The organism is Erwinia sp. MYb416 (assembly GCF_037479575.1).
GTDB lineage: Bacteria > Pseudomonadota > Gammaproteobacteria > Enterobacterales > Enterobacteriaceae > Erwinia > Erwinia rhapontici.
Window position 1 is genome coordinate 776444 of record NZ_JBBGYT010000439.1, and the last position, 22455, is coordinate 798898.

The window sequence follows — 22455 nt, forward strand, 5'->3', positions numbered from 1 at the left end:
TCAAGAAATCGTCAATTCAGGCGATTTTTATTCCCACCTCCGGCGTGGCAAAGGGCAAATGCAGGCTGATCATCAGCCCGCCTTCCGCTGGTAATGAGGCCACCAGCTGCCCGCCACAAGCTTCACAAATTGCCCGGGCTATCGACAGACCCAGCCCACTGCCGCCTGAGTGTCGTGCCCGCGACGAGTCAGCCCGGGCAAATCGTTCGAACATCAGCGGCAGAAATTCCGCCTCCACGCCCGGCCCGCGATCGCGGAAGGTGATCAGATAGCCCTTTGGCTGGCGCTGAACATCGATATCCAGCATCTTGCCTTCGCCCGCATAGCGCAGGGCATTTTCCATCAGAATGGTAAAGACCTGCCCCAGACGAAACGGATCTCCGCGAAAAGGCGCAGGTGCGGCCGCTCTGACAGGCATATTCATCCCAGCCGCTTCCGCCTGCGGTTTCATCCATATCACGCGCTCGCGCAGCAGTTCGGTTAAATCAAAGGTACTGAGGGTGAACGACAGTTGTCCGGCATCGGCAAGCGATAACAGATGCAGCTCATCCGTCAGACGGTTCAGGTGCTGAAGCTGTTTCATCACCATGTTCAGCTGGCCCGGGTCCGGCTCAAATACGCCGTCTATCATGCCCTGAAGGCGCCCTATCGCAGCCGTCAGCGGCGAACGCAGCTCGTGAGCCATGGCAACATGGGAGGTGCGCAGCTCACGATCGTAACGTTCAAGCTGCTGAGACATAAGATTAAAATCGTGGGTGAACTGCGCGAGTTCCGCCGGGGCGTTTTCCACCGTCCCTGCCCGCGTACCAAACTCACCGCGTGCCACCGATCGTGCGGCCGCTGCCAGGCGACTGAACTGTTCGGACAGCGGCCGCGCGGCGCGCAGCCCGAAGATAATAATGACCGGCAGCGCAATCACAATTAAGGTCGCCAGCGTCAGCCAGTCGGATGAGGCGATGTCGGGCATCGAATAACCGATGCCCCAGCCGGCATCGATCAGTTGGTGAAACCGGGCAATATCCCGTTCCGGATGTTTCAACAGGACGGTCAGCTCCGCGCGTTGAGAGGCCGTCATATGGTTGAGCACCCAGTATTTCTGGATAACAAAACGCAGCCACATGCAGAAGGCGATTAAGACAACGGATCCCATCGCCAGCGCCAGGATCCTCATGCAAATCCAGCGCCACAGGCTCTGTTTTTTTTGCTGGCTCATGGCTGTCTGAACCGGTAACCCACGCCGCGCACGTTATGCAGGACATCCGCAATACCCGCATTTTCCAGCTTTTTACGCAGGTTATACATATGCGTATCGACCACGCGCTCCAGCGCTTCGCTCTCGGGAAGACAGCGTTCCAGCAGCAGCTGACGAGAAAAAGGATAGGTCTGGGACTGCATCAGTGTGGTGAGCAATGAGAGTTCGGTCGGGGTGAGTTCCAGACCGGTCACCTTGCCTGCCCCGTCTCTGACAACGGCGGTGAGCGATTCAACATCAACCTCCAGCCCCTGCCAGCGCAGGATCTCTTTGCGCGGAGTAAGGTTTGATGTACGGCGCAGCACCGCCTGAACGCGCGCCACTACCTCACCCGGGTTATACGGTTTTACCACGTAGTCATCGGCCCCATAGCGTAGCGCGCCAATTTTATCCGGCGTATCCCCCATCGCGGAGACCATGATCACCGGAATATCCCCTTTACGGCGCACGGCGGCCAGCACCTCTGTGCCATTCATGCCTGGCAGCATGATATCAAGCAGGATCAGGTCCGGCTTCCAGCTCTGCGACAAATCCAGCCCGGTGACTCCGTCGCTGGCGATAGCGACATGGTAATTCTCCCGGCGTAAATAGGCTTCCAGCACGTTAGCCGCATCCGCATCATCCTCAATAATCAGTACGCGTTTCATCTGCATGACATCACCTTGACTGTTTCTTCATAAAACCCTGGCAGTAAATTGACACTGCCTGTTCATCATTCGGTATCAGATGTGCGGCCACTTATGAGCCGTGATGATTCGGTGCTGAGGAGCGACGATGATAACCAGAAAATTTACCCTGTGCATTAGCTGTCTTGCCGTCATGAACATCAGTCTTATCGCCCGCGCCGCCGAGCCGGACCCGAAAAGCCTGACTCTGGGTATCGGGGCAACCAGTGCGCCGCGTTACAGCGGTTCCGACCAGCGCCAGTGGCAGTTTGTGCCGGTGATACAGGCTCGCGATGGCGCGGTGTTTTTCGACTCGCAAAAAGGGCCGGGCTACGACCTGCAGACCGACTCGGGGCTGTATCTGGAGCATACGCTGGGCTACAGCCTGGGGCGTTCGGATAAAAATGCCTCATGGCGCGACGGGTCTGACAAACTCAAAGGGATGGGAAATATTGACGCCGCGCTGAATACGGCGGTGGCCGTCGGCTGGACGATTGCGCCGTGGCTCTCCGTGGAAGGCAAAGCAACGCTGCCGTTGAGCGACAGTCAGGGCGTGCAGTATCAGACATCCGTGACGCTGATCCCGCTGCAAAATGAAAGCGATACCCTCGCCTTTCAGTCCGCCGCGCTGTTTGGCGACAGTCGCTATATGAATACGTTTTACGGCGTCAATGCGCAGCAGAGTTCACGCAGCGGTTACCGCCACTACGCTGCACCCGGCGGGCTGTATGGCGTACAAAACAGTCTGACATGGGGACACCAGTTTACCCCGCAGTGGGGCACCACGCTGGTGGCGGGCTATACCTGGCTCAGTGACCACGGCGCCGACAGCCCGATTGTGTTCCGTCGAAATGAAGCCACCGCGACGGCTGCTATCACTTACACGTTTTAGTGACGATGAAGGGAACTAAACGCCGCCCCTCACGGTTTGAAAATTTTCTGACCGATTACGATATCCGCTTTGTGGCGTGTATTGTGGGGGGCATTGTTGTCGTTCATCTCATCGTTTATTACTTGATAGCATATGGTGCCAGGTAATGGCCGCACAGGGAGTTCGTTTGTGTCATCACTCCTGCTGCATCTCCACCGAGGCGTTCTGCTGTGGCGGAACGCTTTGACTCTCATACAGCATCGGCCACTGGTCGCTGCTGTGCCAGGCATCACAGGTACTTTCCTGCGCATATTCTGCCAGCACAAACTGGCGGCCATTATACTGCCAGCGCGTGGCCACACCGCAGTCGCCCAGGCCACGATCTTTACTGAAGGTCAGCAGCTCACCGCGTGCTGCATCAAAATCGGCATTCACCAGCTCCAGCTGATTATCCGTGCGCTCCGGCGGAGAAAACGGCAGCGTCAGGGTAATGCTTTTCGACACATAAGGCTGACTGCGCGAGACTTCAAACGCCAGGTCAATAATGTTGTAAGCCCCCATTTCACAACTGACCAGCAGCAGTGCCTTCTCATCACTGAGCGGTGAAACGCTGACTTCGCGCCGCAGTGGGTTGAGCGAGCAGCTGTCGTTGTTAATCCGCCAGGTCGCAAAATCAATCAACCCGGTGGACTCTTCCTGCGTTAACGCCTGAGGTGCATGCGGCGGTGCGCTGACCTGCGGCAATACCGGGGCAGGAGGGACGTTGTTGGCCGCACGGTCACCGCGCTGGATCCAGGCACTGGTGCTGTTAATACGTCCCTGCACTTCATCCATCAGTAATAACGCGGCTTTCAGGCCATGCAGAGAAATAATCGCATCCGCGCGGTAGAGCAGTTGAATGGTATCTGCATCCATCACCTGGGCGAGGAATTCATCAATTGAGATGCTGTGGGTGGTGCGCAGATGGTGCGGCTCAACCTCCCAGTGTTTGAGGTCGAGCTTTAACCGCTGCCCGTCCAGCAACAGGTTATCCTGCAATGCGCCGCCGGGCAGCTTGCCGCTGAAACGGTTGCCGTAATCCATGCGCAACTGTGCCGGGGCATCGCTGCCCGCATCCCGCTGTAGCGTCATTGCCAGGCCATTGTTTCCCGGAATACTGCGCACTTCGCAGCTGTTGAGGTTATTGCAGGTGATCTGCCAGTCAGAAAAGGTCTTCTGTAACGGCTGCGCCTGCACAGAAGCCGCACAAGAGAGCGAGAGTAGCCATAACCATTTCGTCCAGTAAGACATTGATCGATGAGGTCCCTGTTAGGTCATCCAGCAAAAAAACACCATCACGGACAATCCGTGTACAGCATTCATCATGCGCAGATCCTGCCAGCGTCTCAATCGGATTTATCGGACAGTCACCGTTGTCGGAGAGCGTGCAGATTCAAATAAGATGCAGCCAGCCCACCAGCAGCGCATGCTGCAACAGGGTAACGGTTTTCCCGTCTTTAATGCGGCCATCTTTCACCATGGCCCAGGCCTCTGGAAAGGTGACTTCCAGCACATCAATATCTTCGTCATCAATCCCGCCACCCGCGTTTTCACGCCGGGCATCGCTGTACTCAGCGGCAAAGAAATGCACCATCTCGGTGACGCCGCCCGGTGACATATACAACTCGAACAGCTTTTCCACGTCACCCACGACATAACCGGTTTCTTCAATCGCTTCGCGACGAATGCAGTCTTCTGGTGAATCATCGTCCAGCAATCCCGCACAGGTCTCAATCAGCATCCCGCTGGGATTGCCATTCACCCAGGTGGCAATACGAAACTGACGCGTCAGCACCACGCTGTTTTTATCGCGGTTATACAACAGGATGGTCGCGCCATTACCGCGATCGTAAACTTCGCGTTTGTGACGCAGGGTGGTGCCATCTTTGGCGGTGAGATCGTAGGTAAAATTACGCAGAACGAACCAGTTCTCGGACAGAACTTTATTCTTGATGACGTCGATCTTGGCTGACATACAGGCCCCGTGGTGATGCTTAAGGAGCCTGCTATCTTAGATCGCAATAACCTGGAAAACTATCTGAAACGGGTCAGGCATGCCTGACCCCTACGTGCGTTGAGATTGTGGGGCCGTGGCATGCCTGACCCCTACGTGCGTTGAGATGTGGGGCCGTGGCATGCCTGACCCCTAAGTGCGTTGAGATTGTGGGGCCGTGGTATGCCTGACCCCTACGTGCGTTGAGATTGTGGGGCCGTGGTATACCTGACCCCGACGTGCGTTGAGATTGTGGGGCCGTGGTATACCTGACCCCGACGTGCGTTGAGATTGTAGGGGCGTGGCATGCCGCGCCCGTTAAGATTAGTGGTTTTGTTCTTCCTGAGCCAGAGCATGAACACGCTTACGCGCGCCAAACCAGCCAAGGACCAACACCACGGCAATCAGTGGGATCGCAGCGATAGTGTAAGTGCCGTTCGGGTAGTCGAACGCCATCAGCACCAGCACGCTGAACAGGAACAACAGCGTTAACCAGGAGGTAAATGGCGCCCACGGCAGCTTGAAGCTGACATCTTCAGCCTTGCCTTCTTTGATCGCTTTGCGCAGACGCATCTGACACACCACGATAAAGGCCCAGGAAGAGAGGATACCCAGCGCGGCCACGTTCAGCACGATTTCAAAGACGCGTGAAGGGACCACGTAGTTGAGGTAAACACCAATGATGTAAACACCGATGGTCACCAGAATACCCATATAAGGCACCTGCTGGCCGCTCATTTTAGACATGAACTTCGGTGCAGATCCGCCCATCGACATCGAGCGCAAGATACGCCCTGTTGAATAGAGACCCGAGTTCAGACTGGACAGTGCCGCACTCAGCACCACGATATTCATGATGCTGCCCACGTAAGGCACACCCAGCTTAGAGAAGAAGGTAACAAACGGGCTCTGCCCTGCCTGGTAGGCATTCCACGGCAGCAACAGTACCAGCAGCACCACGGAACCGACGTAGAACAAACCAATACGCCAGATCACGCTGTTGATCGCTTTTGGCAGCATGGTTTTCGGGTCTTTACATTCCCCGGCCGCCGTTCCCACCAGTTCAATTGAGGCGAAAGCAAAGACCACGCCCTGTACTAATACCAGTGCCGGCATCAGACCATTCGGGAAGAAGCCGCCGTTATCGCTGATCAGGTGGAAACCGGTCGCGTTACCATCCAGCGGCTTACCGCTGCCGAGGAACACCACACCGACAACCAGGAAGATCACAATCGCCAGCACTTTAATCAATGCAAACCAGAACTCCATCTCGGCAAACCACTTCACGCCGATCATGTTCATAGTACCCACAATGGCTAACGCACCGAGGGCAAACACCCACTGTGGCACATCACCAAATGCGCCCCAGTAGTGCATATACAGTGCAACGGCGGTGATATCGACAATACCGGTCATTGCCCAGTTGACGAAATACATCCAGCCCGCAACATAAGAGGCTTTTTCACCGAGGAATTCACGGGAGTAAGAAACGAAACTGCCGCTTGATGGGCGGTGTAATACCAGTTCCCCCAGCGCGCGCAGAATGAAGAAAGAGAATATACCACAGACCAGATAGACGATGGCCAGTGCAGGCCCGGCGGCTTGCAGACGGGAACCGGCGCCCAGGAACAGCCCGGTACCAATCGCACCACCGATGGCAATCATCTGAACGTGGCGATTGTCCATCGCTTTATGGTAGCCAGAATCATGAGAGTTTAACCAACGTCGTTTTGCTGCGCGTTTTTCAGCGCCAGATTTCTTTTCAGCGTTCATTTTCTATCCTGTTGTCCTGTCCACAATGTGATGCGGCACCCTGTCCCGGGCATCCTGTATTCTTATAGGCCAACCAAACGATTGCGTAGCATGATGCATCGCTGGTCGATCCGCCTGTCTGCTGTAGTTTTATTGATGACACAAGCAGGAAAATCGCGGCGATGCATCCTAACCGTTCTGATTAATTGACGCAAAAAATCCACGCTGGAAATCGTGAGCTTTTGTAATTTTTGTCGGATGGCGCATAAAAAAACCGACCACAATTTGCGGTCGGTCAGTGAAAACACTAAGAACTACACAGGGACATACAGGGGACTACACAGGGATTACTGGGCTGGGGTAAAACGGGTCTTAACGATAAATCTCGGCGTTACCGCTCCACTGACTGGAATCGCCGGGAGTATTAACACCAATCACGCGATAACTGCTGGCACCCATCGCATCGGCTTTTTTCGCTAACTGGTGAGTGGCATCATCCAGCGAGCCTCTGACGCCTGAAACGGAAACGGTGCCAATGCTTTGTAAGTTGGTCGCCTGGCTTTCATCGACCTGCGTGGCCGCCAGGGTTGAAAATGAGGTCGCAGCGAGCAAGGTCGCCACAATCAAAGCGGGGAAAGACTTGTTCATCATGATGCTCCTCAATGCGTTAATTAATCATGTAGTGACGGGATTGATTATTACCGATTCAATGAAAAGCAGAGTGAGCATTCAGTAAAGGCATTAAAACATTGTTGACGTAGAGCGTTTACGCGCCAAGAAACGTAAAGGAGTATGTCAAAACCCCGGGGATGTAACCGCCCATGACAGCCCGGCGTAGCCCTTCTGTAAACGATGGCATAACGTTATAATCACCCTTATTAAATTAAGGATAATGACTTTGCCCCTCACACGCTCACTGACCTCCAGCCTCGCCCGCGCCCTGTTTGCGATAGTCGTGCTCTCCGTTATCTCAAGCGGCCTGGCGCTATTAATGCTGTCCGGCAGCCTGCGCGATGCGGAAGCGGTCAATCTGGCGGGGTCGCTGCGTATGCAGGTCTGGCGACTGAACTGGGACGTCACCGCCCACTCTCCGCTTTATGCGCAGCATATGGCTGACTATCAGCGCACCTTACACTCACCTGCCCTCACGGCGCTGGATCGTTTCTATGTGCCTGCCACCGTGCGTCAGCGCTATCGGGAACTGCTGATGGCGGCGCAACATCCCGCCTCTCAGATGGCCGGGAACCCGGGTCAGGTGATCCATCAGGTGGCGCAAATCGATCGGTTCGTACTGGCGTTGCAGCACTGGGCGGAACGCAAAATGCGCCTGGCTGCCCTGACCTGTCTGCTGGGATTTGTGGCGATTGCCCTGCTGGTGTATCTCATTCTGCGCCGTATACGGCAGAGCGTGGTTGGGCCGTTGCAGCAATTGGTCAGCGCCAGCGAGGCGATCGAACAGACCGATTTTCATCTGCCCCCGCTCAGTACCCACCTGCCCAATGAGCTTGGCGTACTGGCGCGGGCATTTACCCGTATGTCAGGCGAGCTGGAAAAGTCATGGCGGGCAATGTCATTGAACGTTGAGGAAAAAACCGCTGATTTAACACGCGCTAACCGCCGTCTCAGCCTGCTGTATGCCTGTTCGCAGCAACTCAGCCATAGCGTGAAAGGGCAGGAGGCTTTTTTGCAGACGCTGCAGCTGGTGTCTGACCATGAAAAGCTCAGTTTCATTGCCTTGTCTACGCCCGAGTTTGGCTCACTGTCTGTCGGTCACATTCTGGCCGACAGACAGTGGCAAATGCTGCCGTTACGCCGGCACCCGCAGCAGCCCATCTGCGGAGAACTGCGCTGGCAGGCCGATCAAAACGAGTCGCCGCTAATGAACAGTGTGGCTTCGTTGCTGGTCCATGCGCTGGAGCTGTGGCAGGCACAGCAGCAGGTACAAAGCCTGCTGCTGCTGCAAGAGCGGGCGGCGATTGCCCGTGAACTGCATGACTCGCTGGCGCAATCCCTGACCTTTTTACGGATTCAACTGGTCAGGTTAAAGCGCGCACTCAACGCTGATGCAGCAAGCGAACGGGCTATCGTGGAAGAGTTTGAGCAGGCGCTATCCACGGCTAACCGTCAGCTACGTGAGTTGTTAACCACTTTTCGTCTGAGCATTGAGCCTGCCAGCCTTGCGCGGGCGCTGGAACAGGTGATCGCCCCGCTGCGCCCACAAAGCACGGCCGCCATCACACTGGTGTGCCAGTTGGATGTCCAGCTTCCGGCACAGCAACATATTCATGTTTTACAGATCGTACGTGAAGCCCTGCTCAATGCGGTACGTCATGCTCATGGGACGGAAATTTGTGTCAGCGGCGATAATCATCCCACAGAAGGAGTGACCCTCACCATCTGCGATAATGGCGTGGGTATGGCCACAATCGAAGAGCCGGAGGGGCATTACGGCCTGAATATTATGCATGAACGCGCTGCCCTGCTGAACGGCGAGTTAACGATTACGCGTGGTACAAACGGGGGCACCTGCGTGTCATTGCATTTTACACCGCTCACCGAAAGCGGACCGGGAAAGGAATTATGATCATGGAAGAGCACAAAAAAATCAGTGTGATGATTGTCGACGATCACCCGTTGATGCGCCAGGGCATTCGCCAGCTACTGGCACTGGAACCCCATTTTGACATCGTGGCTGAAGCCAGCAACGGTGAAGACGCACTGATCAGCGCGCGGGAACTGCACCCGGCGTTAATCCTGTTAGACCTGAATATGAAGGGCTTATCCGGGCTGGAAACACTGCATGCACTGAGAGCCGAGAATATTCTTTCCCGCGTCGTCGTGCTGACCGTCTCTGACCATCGCCGCGACATTTCCGCCCTACTGGAGGCGGGCGTCAATGGTTATCTCCTGAAAGACAGCGAACCGGAAACGTTACTGCATCACATTATTTTGGCTGCTAAAGGTGGCACCGCCTTCAGTGCACCTTTAGAGGCATTGCGTCACAACGATAACGGGAAGGCCGATCCGTTCATCAACCTGACAATCCGTGAACGGGATGTGATGAAAGCGGTGGCTTTGGGTCTTTCCAATAAAGAGGTGGCAGAGAAGCTGGAGATTTCAGATCAAACGGTCAAAGTGCATCTGCGCAACGTCACGCGCAAACTGAATGTACGCTCCAGGGTAGCGGCTACCGTGCTATGGCTGGCGTCGCATCACGCCAGTCTGTAACGAAAACGCGTCGTATCAGCACGATAATTTACATATTCTCCTCAATTTCTCCACGATTGTTCGCGCAACCGCGAGTAAAGTGATTCACTGCCGGAGCGCGTTGAATAATTAGAGAAATTTGCTCCGCACTGAACTCTCAAACGCCGCAGGGAACACAGGCATTCTTTTCTTCTTTTTTCAGACAACATGCTGCGGAGCTTGAGATGGCGAATTTCTTTATCGACCGCCCGATATTTGCCTGGGTACTGGCGATCCTTATGTGCCTGACGGGTGGGCTGGCGATTGTTTCCCTGCCGATTGAACAATATCCTGACCTGGCTCCCCCCAACGTCCGTATCACCGCGAACTATCCTGGTGCCTCTGCTGAAACACTTGAAAACACTGTGACCCAGGTGATTGAGCAGAACATGACGGGCATCGATAACCTGATGTACATGTCGTCGCAGAGCAGCAATACCGGCCAGGCAACCATCACGCTGACCTTCGAAGCCGGGACCAACCCTGACGAAGCACGCCAGCAGGTGCAAAATCAGCTTCAGACCGCGCTGCGTAAACTGCCGCAGGATGTCCAGTCTCAGGGGGTGACGGTCAATAAAACCGGCGACACCAATATTCTGATGGTGGCTTTCGTCTCCACCGACGGCAGCATGGATAAGCAGGATATTTCTGACTATGTAGCCAGTAATATTCAGGATCCTCTCAGCCGTATTGACGGTGTGGGCCAGGTGGATGCTTACGGTTCACAATATGCGATGCGCATCTGGCTCGATCCTGACAAGCTGATTAACTATGCCATGACCACGGGCGATGTCGTCAGCGCCATCGAATCGCAAAACAGTCAGGTCGCTGTGGGCCAGCTCGGTGGGCTACCCTCGGTTGACCGCCAGGCACTGAATGCCACCATTAACTCCCAGTCGCTGTTGCAGACACCGGAACAGTTCCGTGCGATCACGCTCAAAGTCAATCAGGATGGCTCAGTTGTCACGCTGGGTGACGTGGCACAGATTGAACTGGGCGCGGAGAAATATGACTACCTCAGCCGCTATAACGGCATGGCGGCGTCAGGGCTGGGGATTAAGCTGGCATCCGGTGCCAACGAACTGCAAACGGATACGCTGGTACGCGCCCGTCTTGACGAACTGTCCCACTACTTCCCGCACGGACTCAAAGCCGAAATTGCCTATGAAACCACGCCGTTTGTAAAAGCCTCCATCGAGGATGTGGTGAAAACGCTGTTTGAAGCGGTGCTGCTGGTCTTCCTTGTCATGTACCTGTTCCTGCAAAATTTCCGTGCCACGCTGATCCCGACGATTGCCGTTCCGGTGGTACTGCTGGGCACCTTCGGCGTGCTTTACACCTTTGGCTACAGCATTAATACCCTGACGATGTTTGCGATGGTGCTGGCCATCGGCCTGCTGGTGGATGATGCCATCGTGGTGGTGGAAAACGTCGAACGAATAATGAGTGAAGAGGGGTTATCCCCGCGGGAAGCCACGCGTAAATCGATGGGGCAGATACAGGGAGCGCTGGTCGGTATTGCCCTGGTACTGTCGGCGGTATTTATTCCGATGGCGTTCTTTGGCGGCACCACCGGTGCGATCTATCGTCAATTCTCGGTGACCATTGTATCCGCCATGGTGCTGTCGGTGCTGGTGGCAATGATCCTCACCCCGGCCCTCTGCGCCACACTGCTTAAACCGCTCGCGAAGGGCCATCATCACGGGCGGCGCGGTTTCTTTGGCTGGTTTAACCGCATGTTCAACCGTAGCGCCGATCGCTACGAGCGTGGCGTGGGGAAAATTCTCGCCAAAGGCGGCCGCTGGCTGCTGCTCTATCTGGCGCTGATTGGCATTATGGCCTTCCTCTTTCTCCGCCTGCCGACGTCATTCCTGCCGCTGGAAGATCGCGGCATCTTCACCACTCAGGTCCAGCTGCCGCCAGGTTCCACCCTGCAACAGACCATGAAAGTGGTGGAGAAGGTGGAAAAATACTATCTGACAGAAGAGAAAGACAACGTGCTGTCGGTGTTTGCCACCGTCGGTGCCGGGCCGGGCGGTAACGGGCAAAACGTGGCGCGTATGTTTGTGCGACTGAAAGACTGGCAGGATCGTACCGACAGCCACAACACCGCCTTCGCCATTATCGAACGCGCCACCAAAGCCTTCGAAAAAATCAACGAGGCAAAAGTGATCGCCAGCAGCCCGCCAGCGATCACCGGCCTGGGTAACTCCGCCGGGTTTGATATGGAGTTGCAGGATCACGCAGGACTGGGCCATAACGCTCTGATGAACGCGCGTAATACGCTGCTGGAGATGACACAGAAAAACCCGCAGCTGACCCGGGTACGCCACAACGGTCTGGATGACAGCCCGCAGCTGCGTATTGATATTGACCAGCGTAAAGCCCAGGCGCTGGGCGTATCGCTTGATGATATTAATGCCACGCTGCAAACGGGCTGGGGCTCAACCTATGTGAATGACTTCCTCGACCGTGGGCGTGTGAAAAAGGTCTATGTTCAGGCCGATGCAAAATTCCGTATGCTGCCAGACGACATCAGTAAATGGTATGTGCGCAACAGCAGCGACCAGATGGTGCCCTTTACCGCATTTGCCCGCTCACACTGGGAGAGTGGATCCCCACGTCTGGAACGTTACAACGGTTATTCTGCGGTCGAGATTGTGGGTGAATCCGCCGCGGGCGTCAGTAACGGGGCTGCAATGGATGTGATGGAGAAGCTGGTCAGCCAACTGCCCACCGGGATTGGTTTGCAGTGGACCGGGGCATCGCTTCAGGAGCGTATGACCGGTGCTCAGGCACCTGCCCTGTACGCGCTGTCGTTACTGGTGGTATTCCTTTGTCTGGCCGCGTTATACGAGAGCTGGTCGATCCCGTTCTCGGTGATGCTGGTGGTGCCACTCGGTGTGATCGGAGCGCTGGTCGCTACCTGGTTGCGCGGGCTGGAAAACGATGTTTACTTCCAGGTCGGTTTACTGACGGTCATTGGTCTGTCTGCGAAGAATGCCATTCTGATTGTCGAGTTTGCCAATGAGATTAATACGCGCGGGCGCGACCTGGTCGAAGCCACACTGGAAGCCTCGCGCCAGCGTCTGCGGCCGATTCTGATGACCTCTCTGGCCTTTATCTTCGGTGTGTTGCCGATGGTGATCAGCAATGGTGCGGGTTCCAGCAGCCAGCATGCGGTGGGAACCGGGGTAATGGGCGGGATGATCTCGGCTACCGTGCTGGCGATATTCTTCGTCCCGCTGTTCTTTGTGCTGGTCCGTCGGCGTTTCCCGTTGAAAGATAAGCCTCAGTAACTAAAGCAAAAAGGCAGCCGGTGAAGGGCTGCCTTTTATAATTTTGGTAACTGAAGGTAAAGCATTTTGATGCAGTCGCCGTGCTTTTCTTTTCTCAAATTCATTACTTACGTAACATTGATTCGATAAAGTCTTTCCAGTTCCCCAGTTCTAAATCAATCATAATATCCTCTCTTATTTTGTAGGTTTATTTTAAGAGTATTCCTAAGCAAAAGAAAGACGGGGATCACAATTGCTGCTATCGGCGGAAACCCTTTAAAGGGCGCGTGATGAATTTGTGTGGGAACGCACAGTTCGCGGGTAATGATTTCGCAGGAAATTATTAGCAGTAGCACAGAATAGGCTTTTGCGCTGTTGACCCAAAAAATCCACTGCCGGAGGATGTCACCTGTCACGATCGTTGCCAGAAAGGTAAAACATCGACCCCTGGCGGGGCCGGATGCATCATTACTTGAGAATGATCACTTTGTCATAACCGCCGCTTTCGCTGTCGATATGCGTTTTGGCATCGGGATGTTCACGCATCACCGCGTCAACAACATGTGCAAACTCTTCACAGCGGGTTTTCTTTTTACGCTTCAGCACAATGGTCGACTGGGTTTCTTCCACCGTATGTGCGGCAGACTCTTTCATGTAGTTCATCGCTCCCCTCCTCTCGATCGCGGGCCTTCTGCCCTGGTAAACGGTGCTCATAGCAATAATGCTACGTTGAGCTCTCCCGAATATAGATGAATCCCACAAAAAACAGAAGGGTACAGAAGTCTGACTTTTACTGACTGCGCATCAAACGTTCTTCAGATGTCACCGTCTTTCCTCACCCTAAGGGCTGCCTGTTGGTGCCATCCGCTGTAGACTGTATGCCAGGCGCGTATTCACTGGCACAGGAACCCTTTTTTCATGACAGACAACACCGCAAAAAACACCTTAACGATGTACGGCATTAAAAACTGCGACACCATCAAAAAAGCCCGTAAATACCTGGAAAGCCAGGGCGTGGACTATCAGTTCCATGACTACCGCGCAGACGGGCTGGATGCCGCTTTGCTCCAGCGCTTTATCGATACGCTCGGCTGGCAGGCGCTGCTCAATACCCGGGGCACTACCTGGCGGAAACTGGAAGAGTCGGAGCGTAATGCGGTGGATAATCCAGCAACTGCGCTGAAGTTGATGCTGGCACAGCCTGCAATCATTAAACGCCCGTTGCTCTGTGCGCCAGACGGCTCTATGCTGCTGGGCTTTAGTGAAACCACCTATACGCCGTTTATCCAGGAGAAGTCATAATTATGCACTGTCCGGTCATTGAGCTGACGCAGCAGCTTATTCGTCGCCCTTCCCTCAGCCCTGACGATGCGGGTTGCCAGGCGATTCTGATTGCCCGTCTCCAGGCGCTGGGTTTCACTATCGAACCGATGAATATGGGCGACACGCTGAACTTCTGGGCATGGCGCGGCGAAGGCGAAACACTGGCGTTTGCCGGCCACACTGACGTGGTGCCCACCGGCGATGCAAATCTGTGGATCAATCCCCCGTTTGAACCGACGATCCGCGACGGCATGCTATTTGGCCGTGGCGCGGCTGATATGAAAGGGTCGCTGGCCGCGATGACCGTTGCCGCTGAACGCTTTGTCACAGCACACCCGAATCATAAAGGGCGTCTGGCTTTCCTGATCACTTCCGATGAAGAGGCCAGCGGGACTCATGGCACCGTTAAGGTGGTGGAAGCGCTGATGGCGCGCAACGAACGCATGGACTACTGCCTGGTAGGCGAACCCTCCAGCACCGAAGTGGTGGGCGATGTGGTCAAAAACGGTCGTCGCGGCTCGATTACCGCCAATCTGACTATCCACGGCGTTCAGGGCCATGTGGCCTATCCGCACCTGGCTGATAACCCGATACATCGGGCGATGCCTGCGCTGAACGAGTTGGTCGCTACCGAGTGGGATCGCGGTAATGAATTCTTCCCGCCGACCAGCATGCAGATTGCCAACGTCCAGGCCGGCACCGGGAGCAACAACGTCATTCCCGGCGACTGTTTTGTGCAGTTCAATTTCCGTTTCAGTACCGAGCTGACCGATGTACTGATTCAGCAGAAAGTGCAGGAGCTGCTCGACCGCCACCAGTTGCGTTACAGCATTGAGTGGACACTCTCCGGGCAACCTTTCCTGACATCACGCGGGAAACTGGTGGATGCGGTGGTCAACGCGGTTGAGCACTATAATGAGATCAAGCCGCAACTGTTAACCACTGGCGGCACCTCTGACGGACGCTTTATTGCCCGTATGGGCGCACAGGTTGTGGAACTCGGCCCGGTGAATGCCACCATTCATAAAATCAATGAGTGCGTCAAAGCCGCCGACCTGCAGCTCCTTAGCCGCATGTACCAGCGGATCATGGAACAGCTGATCGCATAAAGGTGAGATGATGGAATTTATAAAACATTACTGGTGGATCCTGGTGATCCTGCTGATGATTGGTATTCTGATGAACGTCTACAAAGACCTGAAGCGTATCGATCACAAAAAGTTTCTCGATAACAAACCCGAACTGCCTCCGCATCGTGATTTCAACGATAAGTGGGATGACGAAGACGACTGGCCGAAAAAGAAATAGCGCCATGAAACACAAAGGCCGATCGAAACAGATGATCGGCCTTTGTGCGTTCATTGCAGGGGCGGACTTTCTTTTCCGGTCCGCCCCGATCCCCCGCATCACATCAACGCCACAACATTCTCATCGCCCGGTTTACTGCCGCTAAACGCTTCATCAAAGTAGCGACGCGGCACGGTAAATTGCAGGCGATCGAGCGCACACTGCATCGCGTGGTCATCAATGGCATGGGGAAGGTCGGGGGCGATATCCAGAGTGACATCGCCCCCGAGCGCCGTTAACCGCTCCTCTGCGTCCAGCGCATGGGTCAATGGCAGCACAGTATCATTATCACCGTGGATCAGATGGATGGTGGTGCGTGTGCTTGCCTGCTGCGGCAACGTGATATAGCGGCCGCTAAACGCCACCACCCGCCCTGCCAGCCCGCTATGTGACTTCACCGCTTCCAGCACCATCGTTGCCCCCTGGGAAAAGCCAATCAGCGCCGTTGCATCGGCTTTGACACCGCTTTGCTGCTGCCAGTGGCGAACGCTGGCGATAAACCCGTCCATCACCTCCGCCACCGCCTGCTGGGGTTCGGCCGCAGAGGGATCAAACCACTGGAATCCCCCTTCCGCATTCTGCTCCGGTCCGCCGATGCTCACCACCAACGCACGGGGAAATGCGCCGGTAAACCAGCGGCCAATTTCACTCATGGCGACCGGATTATCGCCCGCAGCGTGATACAGCAAAAACAGTTGGCTCGGGGGTAACGAGGGGTTCTGGACGACAACATGGTCATATTTCATCAGGATCTCCTTAATGCGATAAGACGATCATACGCCCCTCAGCGATAATGAAAATGGCGTATTTTTGACGATGATGTTGGATTTATTGCAACGAGTTGATCCACTGCTCGCACTGTTGCGCCCGGGAGGCATCCAGCCCGATCAGTGCCTGCTGTACCTCCTGTCGCCACGCCACCAGCAATGCTTTACGTCCGCTCAGAGTGAATCGCGCGCAAATGTCGGCCGCTGACTGCCCCTCCAGCAGCGCAGCACGCAGAAGCGGCAGTGTACCGACATGCTGGCTGACCAGACGCCCCAGCGCAGCAAAACTGGCCTCAAAGGGCCGCTGTGCCCAGGCGAAACCGCACAACGCCTGCCAGTCATCTTCCGTCAGCATCAGATCCTTGTGGTCTGCCAGCGGCAGGTCCTGCCCATCGACCTGCTGACGCAGCCAGTAACCGTCCCGCGCCAGCTGCTGAACCAGACCAGCGGTCAGGCGCTGCCCCGCAGAACTAAGCGGCAGCACAGCCATCGCCGCATAACACCCGCTGCTGGCTTCACGCTGGCTACCGATGCGCACCAGCTTAAAACCACAGCGCTGCCAGAAACGCCACAGCGGTTCGGTAAAGCCAAAGCTGACCGAGAGATAGTCCAGCCCCTGGGCATGCTCAAGCGCATGGGCGATCAGCTGCTGTCCGATACCGCGTCCGCGCAGCAGCGGTGAGACGGCAATGCGGCTGATACGCCGTGAACGTAGCTGCGGCGCCACCAGTGACCCCCCGTGGGCCGCCAGCGACTGAGCAACAAGATTACCGCGCGGACGCCGTTTGCCTGCCCATACCGCCGCCGCCAGCTCCGCTGATAATCCGCCTTCATCGACCAGCCATAGCGCGCCCTGCACGTTCTCTGCCTGCGTGGCCACCAGAAAATGCATGCCCGGTGCATCCATCATGCGGCGCAGGTCCAGCGGCGAAGTGCGATAGTGGGCACTGGTCAGCAGTTGATAGATCGCCGCCATACGCGCCGGCTGCCGCAACCAGTCATCCTGCTCCAGCGCGCTGTAGTGTATTGCTCCCTGCTGTGGCTCAGCGCTGCCACCCTCGAACAGCAGCATCCCGGCGACAATCTGCTCCAGAGGATCGTTAGCTGCCCAGCGCAGCGGCTCATCAAGCTGGTAGTGCGTCACCGCGGGCAGTGAGGCGCAGAACTTCAGCATAAAGCCACGCCCGGTGCCCTCGTAGCCCTGCACGGTGGTGGTCAGCAGCACCCGGGGGAATAATGTCACCAGCCGCTGCAACAGCGGTGCCGGAATGGCGGCAGCCTCGTCAATCAGCAACCAGTCAACGCCGGGTACACACTGTTCTGCTTCTGCCAGCAGCCGGTCTGGTGCCACAAACTGGAAGCGTTCTCCGGCAAACTGCGCCAGCACATCCGTCGACACCCGGCCAGGCGCGGTCACCCGACAACGCCCCGGCCAGTGAGCCGCCAGCATTCCCGCCAGTGCAGATTTTCCACGCCCACGGGCAGCGGTCAGCGCATAAATCCCGGGGGGGGCATTGAGAAGCTGTGTGAGAATGTCCTGCTGCGCGCGGTTATCCACCTGCCAGTCGGGCCGGATAGCAACAGGGGAAAACGTTCGGGGAAAAGGCTGACGCCACAGCACAACGCGTGGGTCGGCCAGTACCGACTGTTGGACATGATGCACAAAGTGCGTGCTGGCACAGGGCGTGTCAGCCTCGCTCCAGCGCAGTGAGTCGGCATCCGGGCGCTGCGCCCAGCCGTCCCATTCGGGTACCAGCAGCAGCAGCCAGCTGCCGGCACGCAGGGTACCCGCCAGCGCGGCAAAAGCCTCAGCATGAAAGCCGTCACGGGCATCAAACACGGCATGGTGGAACTCCCGCCCCAGCAGCGTGCGGATGGCCTGCGGCTCACAGCAAAGCCCGGTGCCTTCGGGTTTCCCCGCCCACAGCCAGTCGCCGGGCAATTGTGCCATCACATCAGCGGCCTGCTGTGCGCACCACGCAGGCTCACCGCTGATCACCAGCAGACGGCGCCAGCCCTGTCGTTCAATCTGAGCCGTTGCCGTTATCAGATCATGCACCCGCGTTAACCCGCAAAGGTATTACACTGGCCAGGATTGCCGCTGTCGAAACCTTTCTTAAACCAGGTGTAACGCTGCTGCGAAGTGCCGTGCGTAAAGCTGTCCGGCACCACTCTCCCCTGGCTGCGCTGTTGCAGGCGGTCATCACCAATGGCCTGGGCAGCATTGAGCGCCGACTCAAGGTCACCGGTTTCCAGGATATTTTCCTGCTGCATATAGTGGCCCCAGACGCCGGCAAAACAGTCGGCCTGCAATTCCATTTTCACTGACAGCTGATTCACTTCGGCGCGTCCGGCGTTCTGTTGCAACTGGCGAACGTTTTTATCAATACCCAACAGGTGCTGCACATGGTGGCCCACTTCATGAGCGATAACATAGCCCTGAGCAAATTCTCCACCCGCACCCAGTTTGTTGGTCATTTCGTCATAGAAGGAGAGGTCGATATACACTTTACTGTCTGCCGGGCAGTAGAACGGCCCCATTGCCGACTGTCCGCTGCCGCAGGCGGTTGAGGTCTGGCCGCGGTACATCACCAGCGTGGGCGGCTGCCAGGTCTTATTCATTCGCTGGAACAGCTTCTGCCAGGTATCTTCCGTCAGGGCAAAAACGGTACGGGTGAACTGTGCCGCTTCATCTTCTTTCGGCGTGACCCGACGCTGCTGCTGAGTCGTTTGTGACATGGAGGTGGTGTCCCCGGTCAGCAAAGGCGTCAGATCGTAGCCATAGTAGCTGGCGATCGCCACCAGGATCAGCAGAACAATGCCCCCTTTGCCACGGGGAATACGTATACGCCCACCGCCAACCGTCCCGGATTCGTTACGGCGATCTTCCACATTGTCGCTTTCGCGACGCCCTTGCCAGCGCATAAATTTTCCCTCGTGATCATCACAACAACATATCAGTCGATTTTAGTCTGACGCAGCGGGGAACACCAGAAAACGCGGGGGGTAGAAAGGATATAACAAAAAAGGCCAGGCAAGCCTGACCTTTCCATAATGCAGTGTGATGGGGCGGATCAACCGCGCCCGGCAATCAGTCCAGCTTCACACCCAGACGATTCGCCACTTCTTCGTATGCTTCGATCAGGCCACCCAGACTCTGGCGGTAGCGATCTTTGTCCATCTTGTTCAGGGTTTCCTTATCCCACAGACGCGCTCCGTCCGGGGAGAACTCATCGCCCAGCACCACTTCGCCTTTGAACAGACCAAACTCCAGCTTGAAGTCGACGAGGATCAGACCGGCATCCGAGAACAGCTTAGTCAGAACGTCGTTCGCTTTGTAGGTCAGCTCACGCATACGGGCCAGATTTTCTCTGTTGACCCAGCCGAAGGTCTCACAGTAAGACTCGTTGACCATCGGGTCATGTTTAGCATCGTCTTTCAGGAACAGGTCAAACAACGGTGGATTGAGCACCAGGCCCTCTTCCACGCCCAGACGTTTTACCAGAGATCCGGCCGCACGGTTACGCACTACGCATTCCACCGGCACCATATCCAGCTTCTTCACCAGCGCTTCGTTATCAGAGAGCAGGGCTTCCATCTGTGTTGGGATCCCGGCTTCCTGCAGTTTTGTCATAATGAAATAATTGAACTTGTTGTTAATCATTCCTTTACGGTCAAACTGTTCGATACGCTCACCGTCCAGCGCTGACGTATCGTTACGGAATTCGAGTACCAACAGATCCGGGTTTTCGGTGCTGTAAACGGTTTTCGCTTTGCCGCGATACAACTCAGCTTTTTTCTGCATCTTGTTTAACTCCAAACGATATAAGTGACACTATCAGGGCGGCGGTGCCGTCCCGTTAAAATTTTGCCTGGCGGAATTATATGTTCCGCGGGTAAAAAACCGAAGCAATCGTTTACGTAATACCAAATAAAAAAGGCCAGAGAATCTCTGGCCTTCCTGGCTTACTTGCTGAATGCGGCCTGGAACACCGCCACCAGCGCATCATTCTGCGACTGGGTGAGCGGATGACCCTTCGGATCAAGGAACTGCAGACTACTACGGTTATCCAGGTCACCGACCTGAAGTTTGTAGTCACCATTTTTCAGTTCAGGATCTTTGGCACCCAGTTCATCAAAGGTGCTGCTACCCGGCGCTTTGTACGTCACGTTCAGGCTACCCTGTGAACGGTTGTTATCCGTGACTTCCATACCCATGCGGTTCAGGGTCGCTGGCAGACGCTGCCAGACAACGTTGAATGGCGCACGCAGGATCAGGTTAGGCAGACCGGTATCATCCGCCCCACTCTGCACATCAATCTGCGTTGGGCTGCGGCTGGCTGCGGCATCTTCACGGCCAGTTTCAATCTTATCCAGACCGGTGCTGATCTCGTTCAACATCTGCGCAGTGTAACGCTGGATCTGCACCGGGGACGTGACGACTTTGTCCTCCTGCTGCAACTCCAGCAGTTTCACTTTCAGCGCCTGCTGACCGCCCTGCTGCTGAACGCTTAACTGATAACGACCACGATACTGGTTGTCTTCATCAGCACGGTTCCACTGGACCCAATCGGTGGTCAGCGACTGACGAGCATCCTGACGGTCAGCGATCGGGAACTTGGCAGCCTGCACCACATCAACAACCTGCGGCCAGAGTGCACTACGGGTATCGACCAGCAGCGTACCGGTATTGCCGGCAAACTGGCTACGCGTACCGTTCATCAGCGCCAGCGTCTGGGCTGGTGGACGAATATCCAACTGCTTACCCACCTGCCCTTTGCTGCTGACGTTTGGTATGTCAAAGTCGCCATTTTGCAGCGGCAGGATCATGCCAGCAGGTGCGCGCAGATCGCTAAGATCGGCTGCCTGCAGGTAGGATTCGTCACCGCTCACCTGACGCTTGTAACGTTGGTCGTTAGAACATGCTGCAAGCAGCATCACCAACGACAGTCCCACCACTTTCGCTACCGTGGACTTTTGTACTGAGTAAGCCATTAATTCTCCCTAAATTTAAAGCAGGCCAGCGTTTTTCAGTGCCTGCTCAACAACCGGACGACCGGCATCGGTCAGCGGCGTCATAGGCAGACGCAGCGTATCGGTTGCTATTAATCCTAATCGTTTCGCAGCCCATTTCACCGGGATAGGATTCGGTTCAACAAACAGTTTCTGATGCAGGTGCATCAGGCGCTGGTTCAGAAGGCGTGCTTCAGCAAAGTTGCCCTGCTGTGCCAGAGCACAGAGTTCAACCATTTCACGTGCGGCAATGTTTGCCGTGACGGAAATAACGCCGTGCCCGCCCAGGTGCATAAAGTCCAGCGAGGTGGCGTCATCGCCGCTCACCAGCACAAAATCTTCATTTACACGCTCTTGGATCTGACTTACCCGCGATAAGTTCCCGGTGGCCTCTTTGATTCCGATAATATTTTTAATTTTGGCCAGCCGACCGACGGTTTCCGGCAGCAAATCGGTGCCGGTACGTGACGGTACGTTATATAACATCTGCGGAAGAGCGGTGCTTTCTGCGATGGTTTTGAAATGCTGATACAACCCTTCCTGAGTAGGACGGTTGTAATAAGGGGTGACGGTCAGGCAACCGACAACGCCGGAGTTTTCGAAACGTTTGGTCAGAGAGACGCCTTCAGCCGTGGCATTTGCACCGGTCCCGGCAATAATCGGAATACGGCCATCTGCCAGCTCCAGCGTCAGCATCACCACATCACCATGTTCATCATGGCTGAGGGTGGCAGATTCGCCTGTCGTTCCTACAGAAACAATTGCCGCGGTGCCGCTGGCAATATGGTAATCAATCAGTTTTTTCAGACTCGCACGGCAGACATTACCTTTGTCATCCATCGGCGTAACGAGTGCAACAATACTTCCCGTGAACATTAGCCATCCCCTCGACAAACAAGTGCTTCATGG

General features: G+C 55.7%; 21 protein-coding genes. 7 read left to right on the forward strand and 14 right to left on the reverse strand.

Annotation, left to right across the window (positions count from 1 at the left end):
* Positions 1-16: 16 nt before the first annotated feature.
* Positions 17-1213, reverse strand: coding sequence for a sensor histidine kinase (locus WH277_RS22260; RefSeq protein ID WP_200643939.1), 1197 nt, complete (start codon positions 1211-1213; stop codon positions 17-19).
* The gene (locus tag WH277_RS22265) at positions 1210-1905 is read right to left on the reverse strand and encodes a response regulator (RefSeq protein ID WP_133845926.1); all 696 of its coding nucleotides are present in this window, start codon (positions 1903-1905) and stop codon (positions 1210-1212) included. Before WH277_RS22265 ends, WH277_RS22260 begins: the two co-directional genes overlap by 4 nt.
* A 121-nt stretch (positions 1906-2026) precedes the next feature.
* On the opposite strand from WH277_RS22265, the gene WH277_RS22270 reads away from it, so the two are divergent.
* A complete protein-coding gene (locus WH277_RS22270) occupies positions 2027-2809 on the forward strand; it encodes a MipA/OmpV family protein (protein WP_339506960.1) in 783 nt (260 codons plus the stop codon).
* A 174-nt stretch (positions 2810-2983) separates the two neighbouring features.
* Here the strand turns inward: WH277_RS22270 and WH277_RS22275 are convergent, their stop codons facing one another.
* The 4 genes from WH277_RS22275 to WH277_RS22290 form a co-directional block, all read right to left on the reverse strand.
* Positions 2984-4078, reverse strand: coding sequence for a DUF1176 domain-containing protein (locus WH277_RS22275; protein ID WP_227534916.1), 1095 nt, complete (start codon positions 4076-4078; stop codon positions 2984-2986).
* Between the two features lie 142 nt (positions 4079-4220).
* Entirely contained in the window at positions 4221-4802 is a 582-nt protein-coding gene (nudK, locus tag WH277_RS22280; RefSeq protein WP_159336142.1) for a GDP-mannose pyrophosphatase NudK, read from the reverse strand.
* A 342-nt stretch (positions 4803-5144) separates the two neighbouring features.
* Positions 5145-6593: an L-asparagine permease gene (ansP, locus tag WH277_RS22285; protein ID WP_133845922.1), complete on the reverse strand. Its 1449-nt coding sequence runs from the start codon at positions 6591-6593 to the stop codon at positions 5145-5147.
* Between the two features lie 351 nt (positions 6594-6944).
* Complete coding sequence (locus tag WH277_RS22290) at positions 6945-7220, reverse strand: YdgH/BhsA/McbA-like domain containing protein (RefSeq protein ID WP_159336679.1); 276 nt, start codon at positions 7218-7220, stop codon at positions 6945-6947.
* Between the two features lie 250 nt (positions 7221-7470).
* Here WH277_RS22290 and narQ point away from each other — a divergent pair, with 250 nt between their 5' ends.
* The 3 genes from narQ to acrD all read left to right on the forward strand — a co-directional run bounded on the left by narQ (position 7471) and on the right by acrD (position 13117).
* Positions 7471-9156 (forward strand): nitrate/nitrite two-component system sensor histidine kinase NarQ, encoded by a 1686-nt coding sequence (narQ, locus tag WH277_RS22295; RefSeq protein ID WP_339506963.1) that lies wholly within the window; start codon positions 7471-7473, stop codon positions 9154-9156.
* 2 nt (positions 9157-9158) lie between these two features.
* Positions 9159-9800: a response regulator gene (locus WH277_RS22300; RefSeq protein WP_133845920.1), complete on the forward strand. Its 642-nt coding sequence runs from the start codon at positions 9159-9161 to the stop codon at positions 9798-9800.
* 203 nt (positions 9801-10003) lie between these two features.
* Positions 10004-13117 carry a multidrug efflux RND transporter permease AcrD gene (gene acrD, locus WH277_RS22305; protein ID WP_167864725.1) on the forward strand — a complete coding sequence of 1038 codons (3114 nt, stop codon included), beginning with the start codon at positions 10004-10006 and terminating at the stop codon, positions 13115-13117.
* Between the two features lie 103 nt (positions 13118-13220).
* Here the strand turns inward: acrD and ypfM are convergent, their stop codons facing one another.
* Positions 13221-13280 carry a protein YpfM gene (gene ypfM, locus WH277_RS22310; RefSeq protein ID WP_133845966.1) on the reverse strand — a complete coding sequence of 20 codons (60 nt, stop codon included), beginning with the start codon at positions 13278-13280 and terminating at the stop codon, positions 13221-13223.
* Between the two features lie 284 nt (positions 13281-13564).
* The gene (locus tag WH277_RS22315) at positions 13565-13759 is read right to left on the reverse strand and encodes a hypothetical protein (protein WP_133845918.1); all 195 of its coding nucleotides are present in this window, start codon (positions 13757-13759) and stop codon (positions 13565-13567) included.
* A 255-nt stretch (positions 13760-14014) separates the two neighbouring features.
* Here WH277_RS22315 and WH277_RS22320 point away from each other — a divergent pair, with 255 nt between their 5' ends.
* From WH277_RS22320 to WH277_RS22330, 3 genes are read left to right on the forward strand one after another with little or no spacing between them, the layout of a single operon-like run.
* Positions 14015-14398 carry an ArsC family reductase gene (locus tag WH277_RS22320; protein WP_133845917.1) on the forward strand — a complete coding sequence of 128 codons (384 nt, stop codon included), beginning with the start codon at positions 14015-14017 and terminating at the stop codon, positions 14396-14398.
* Between the two features lie 2 nt (positions 14399-14400).
* Complete coding sequence (gene dapE, locus WH277_RS22325; protein WP_133845916.1) at positions 14401-15528, forward strand: succinyl-diaminopimelate desuccinylase; 1128 nt, start codon at positions 14401-14403, stop codon at positions 15526-15528.
* A 10-nt stretch (positions 15529-15538) separates the two neighbouring features.
* Positions 15539-15727: a YpfN family protein gene (locus tag WH277_RS22330; protein WP_062744795.1), complete on the forward strand. Its 189-nt coding sequence runs from the start codon at positions 15539-15541 to the stop codon at positions 15725-15727.
* Positions 15728-15825: 98 nt separating this feature from the next.
* Here WH277_RS22330 and ypfH read toward each other — a convergent pair whose 3' ends face one another.
* The 6 genes from ypfH to dapA all read right to left on the reverse strand — a co-directional run bounded on the left by ypfH (position 15826) and on the right by dapA (position 22422).
* A complete protein-coding gene (gene ypfH / locus WH277_RS22335; RefSeq protein WP_339506966.1) occupies positions 15826-16512 on the reverse strand; it encodes an esterase in 687 nt (228 codons plus the stop codon).
* A gap of 82 nt (positions 16513-16594) precedes the next feature.
* Complete coding sequence (locus WH277_RS22340) at positions 16595-18592, reverse strand: tRNA(Met) cytidine acetyltransferase TmcA (RefSeq protein ID WP_339506967.1); 1998 nt, start codon at positions 18590-18592, stop codon at positions 16595-16597.
* Positions 18593-18597: 5 nt separating this feature from the next.
* On the reverse strand, positions 18598-19458 hold the full coding sequence (ypfJ, locus tag WH277_RS22345; RefSeq protein ID WP_133845914.1) for a KPN_02809 family neutral zinc metallopeptidase: 861 nt from the start codon (positions 19456-19458) through the stop codon (positions 18598-18600).
* Positions 19459-19624: 166 nt separating this feature from the next.
* Entirely contained in the window at positions 19625-20338 is a 714-nt protein-coding gene (gene purC / locus WH277_RS22350) for a phosphoribosylaminoimidazolesuccinocarboxamide synthase (protein ID WP_133845913.1), read from the reverse strand.
* Positions 20339-20499: 161 nt separating this feature from the next.
* Positions 20500-21528, reverse strand: coding sequence for an outer membrane protein assembly factor BamC (bamC, locus tag WH277_RS22355; protein WP_339506969.1), 1029 nt, complete (start codon positions 21526-21528; stop codon positions 20500-20502).
* A 15-nt stretch (positions 21529-21543) separates the two neighbouring features.
* Positions 21544-22422 carry a 4-hydroxy-tetrahydrodipicolinate synthase gene (gene dapA / locus WH277_RS22360; protein ID WP_133845911.1) on the reverse strand — a complete coding sequence of 293 codons (879 nt, stop codon included), beginning with the start codon at positions 22420-22422 and terminating at the stop codon, positions 21544-21546.
* Positions 22423-22455 lie beyond the last annotated feature (33 nt).

Bases quoted from the DNA above. Each gene is read 5' to 3' on its own strand.
- dapE (WP_133845916.1), top strand. From the start codon at position 14,401: ATGCACTGTCCGGTCATTGAGCTGACGCAGCAGCTTATTCGTCGCCCT.
- WH277_RS22260 (WP_200643939.1), bottom strand. From the start codon at position 1,213: ATGAGCCAGCAAAAAAAACAGAGCCTGTGGCGCTGGATTTGCATGAGG.
- WH277_RS22315 (WP_133845918.1), bottom strand. From the start codon at position 13,759: ATGAACTACATGAAAGAGTCTGCCGCACATACGGTGGAAGAAACCCAG.
- WH277_RS22330 (WP_062744795.1), top strand. From the start codon at position 15,539: ATGGAATTTATAAAACATTACTGGTGGATCCTGGTGATCCTGCTGATG.
- ypfH (WP_339506966.1), bottom strand. From the start codon at position 16,512: ATGAAATATGACCATGTTGTCGTCCAGAACCCCTCGTTACCCCCGAGC.
- WH277_RS22270 (WP_339506960.1), top strand. From the start codon at position 2,027: ATGATAACCAGAAAATTTACCCTGTGCATTAGCTGTCTTGCCGTCATG.
- bamC (WP_339506969.1), bottom strand. From the start codon at position 21,528: ATGGCTTACTCAGTACAAAAGTCCACGGTAGCGAAAGTGGTGGGACTG.
- purC (WP_133845913.1), bottom strand. From the start codon at position 20,338: ATGCAGAAAAAAGCTGAGTTGTATCGCGGCAAAGCGAAAACCGTTTAC.
- WH277_RS22275 (WP_227534916.1), bottom strand. From the start codon at position 4,078: ATGTCTTACTGGACGAAATGGTTATGGCTACTCTCGCTCTCTTGTGCG.
- WH277_RS22290 (WP_159336679.1), bottom strand. From the start codon at position 7,220: ATGAACAAGTCTTTCCCCGCTTTGATTGTGGCGACCTTGCTCGCTGCG.
- WH277_RS22320 (WP_133845917.1), top strand. From the start codon at position 14,015: ATGACAGACAACACCGCAAAAAACACCTTAACGATGTACGGCATTAAA.
- nudK (WP_159336142.1), bottom strand. From the start codon at position 4,802: ATGTCAGCCAAGATCGACGTCATCAAGAATAAAGTTCTGTCCGAGAAC.
- acrD (WP_167864725.1), top strand. From the start codon at position 10,004: ATGGCGAATTTCTTTATCGACCGCCCGATATTTGCCTGGGTACTGGCG.
- dapA (WP_133845911.1), bottom strand. From the start codon at position 22,422: ATGTTCACGGGAAGTATTGTTGCACTCGTTACGCCGATGGATGACAAA.
- WH277_RS22265 (WP_133845926.1), bottom strand. From the start codon at position 1,905: ATGCAGATGAAACGCGTACTGATTATTGAGGATGATGCGGATGCGGCT.
- ypfJ (WP_133845914.1), bottom strand. From the start codon at position 19,458: ATGCGCTGGCAAGGGCGTCGCGAAAGCGACAATGTGGAAGATCGCCGT.
- ansP (WP_133845922.1), bottom strand. From the start codon at position 6,593: ATGAACGCTGAAAAGAAATCTGGCGCTGAAAAACGCGCAGCAAAACGA.
- WH277_RS22300 (WP_133845920.1), top strand. From the start codon at position 9,159: ATGGAAGAGCACAAAAAAATCAGTGTGATGATTGTCGACGATCACCCG.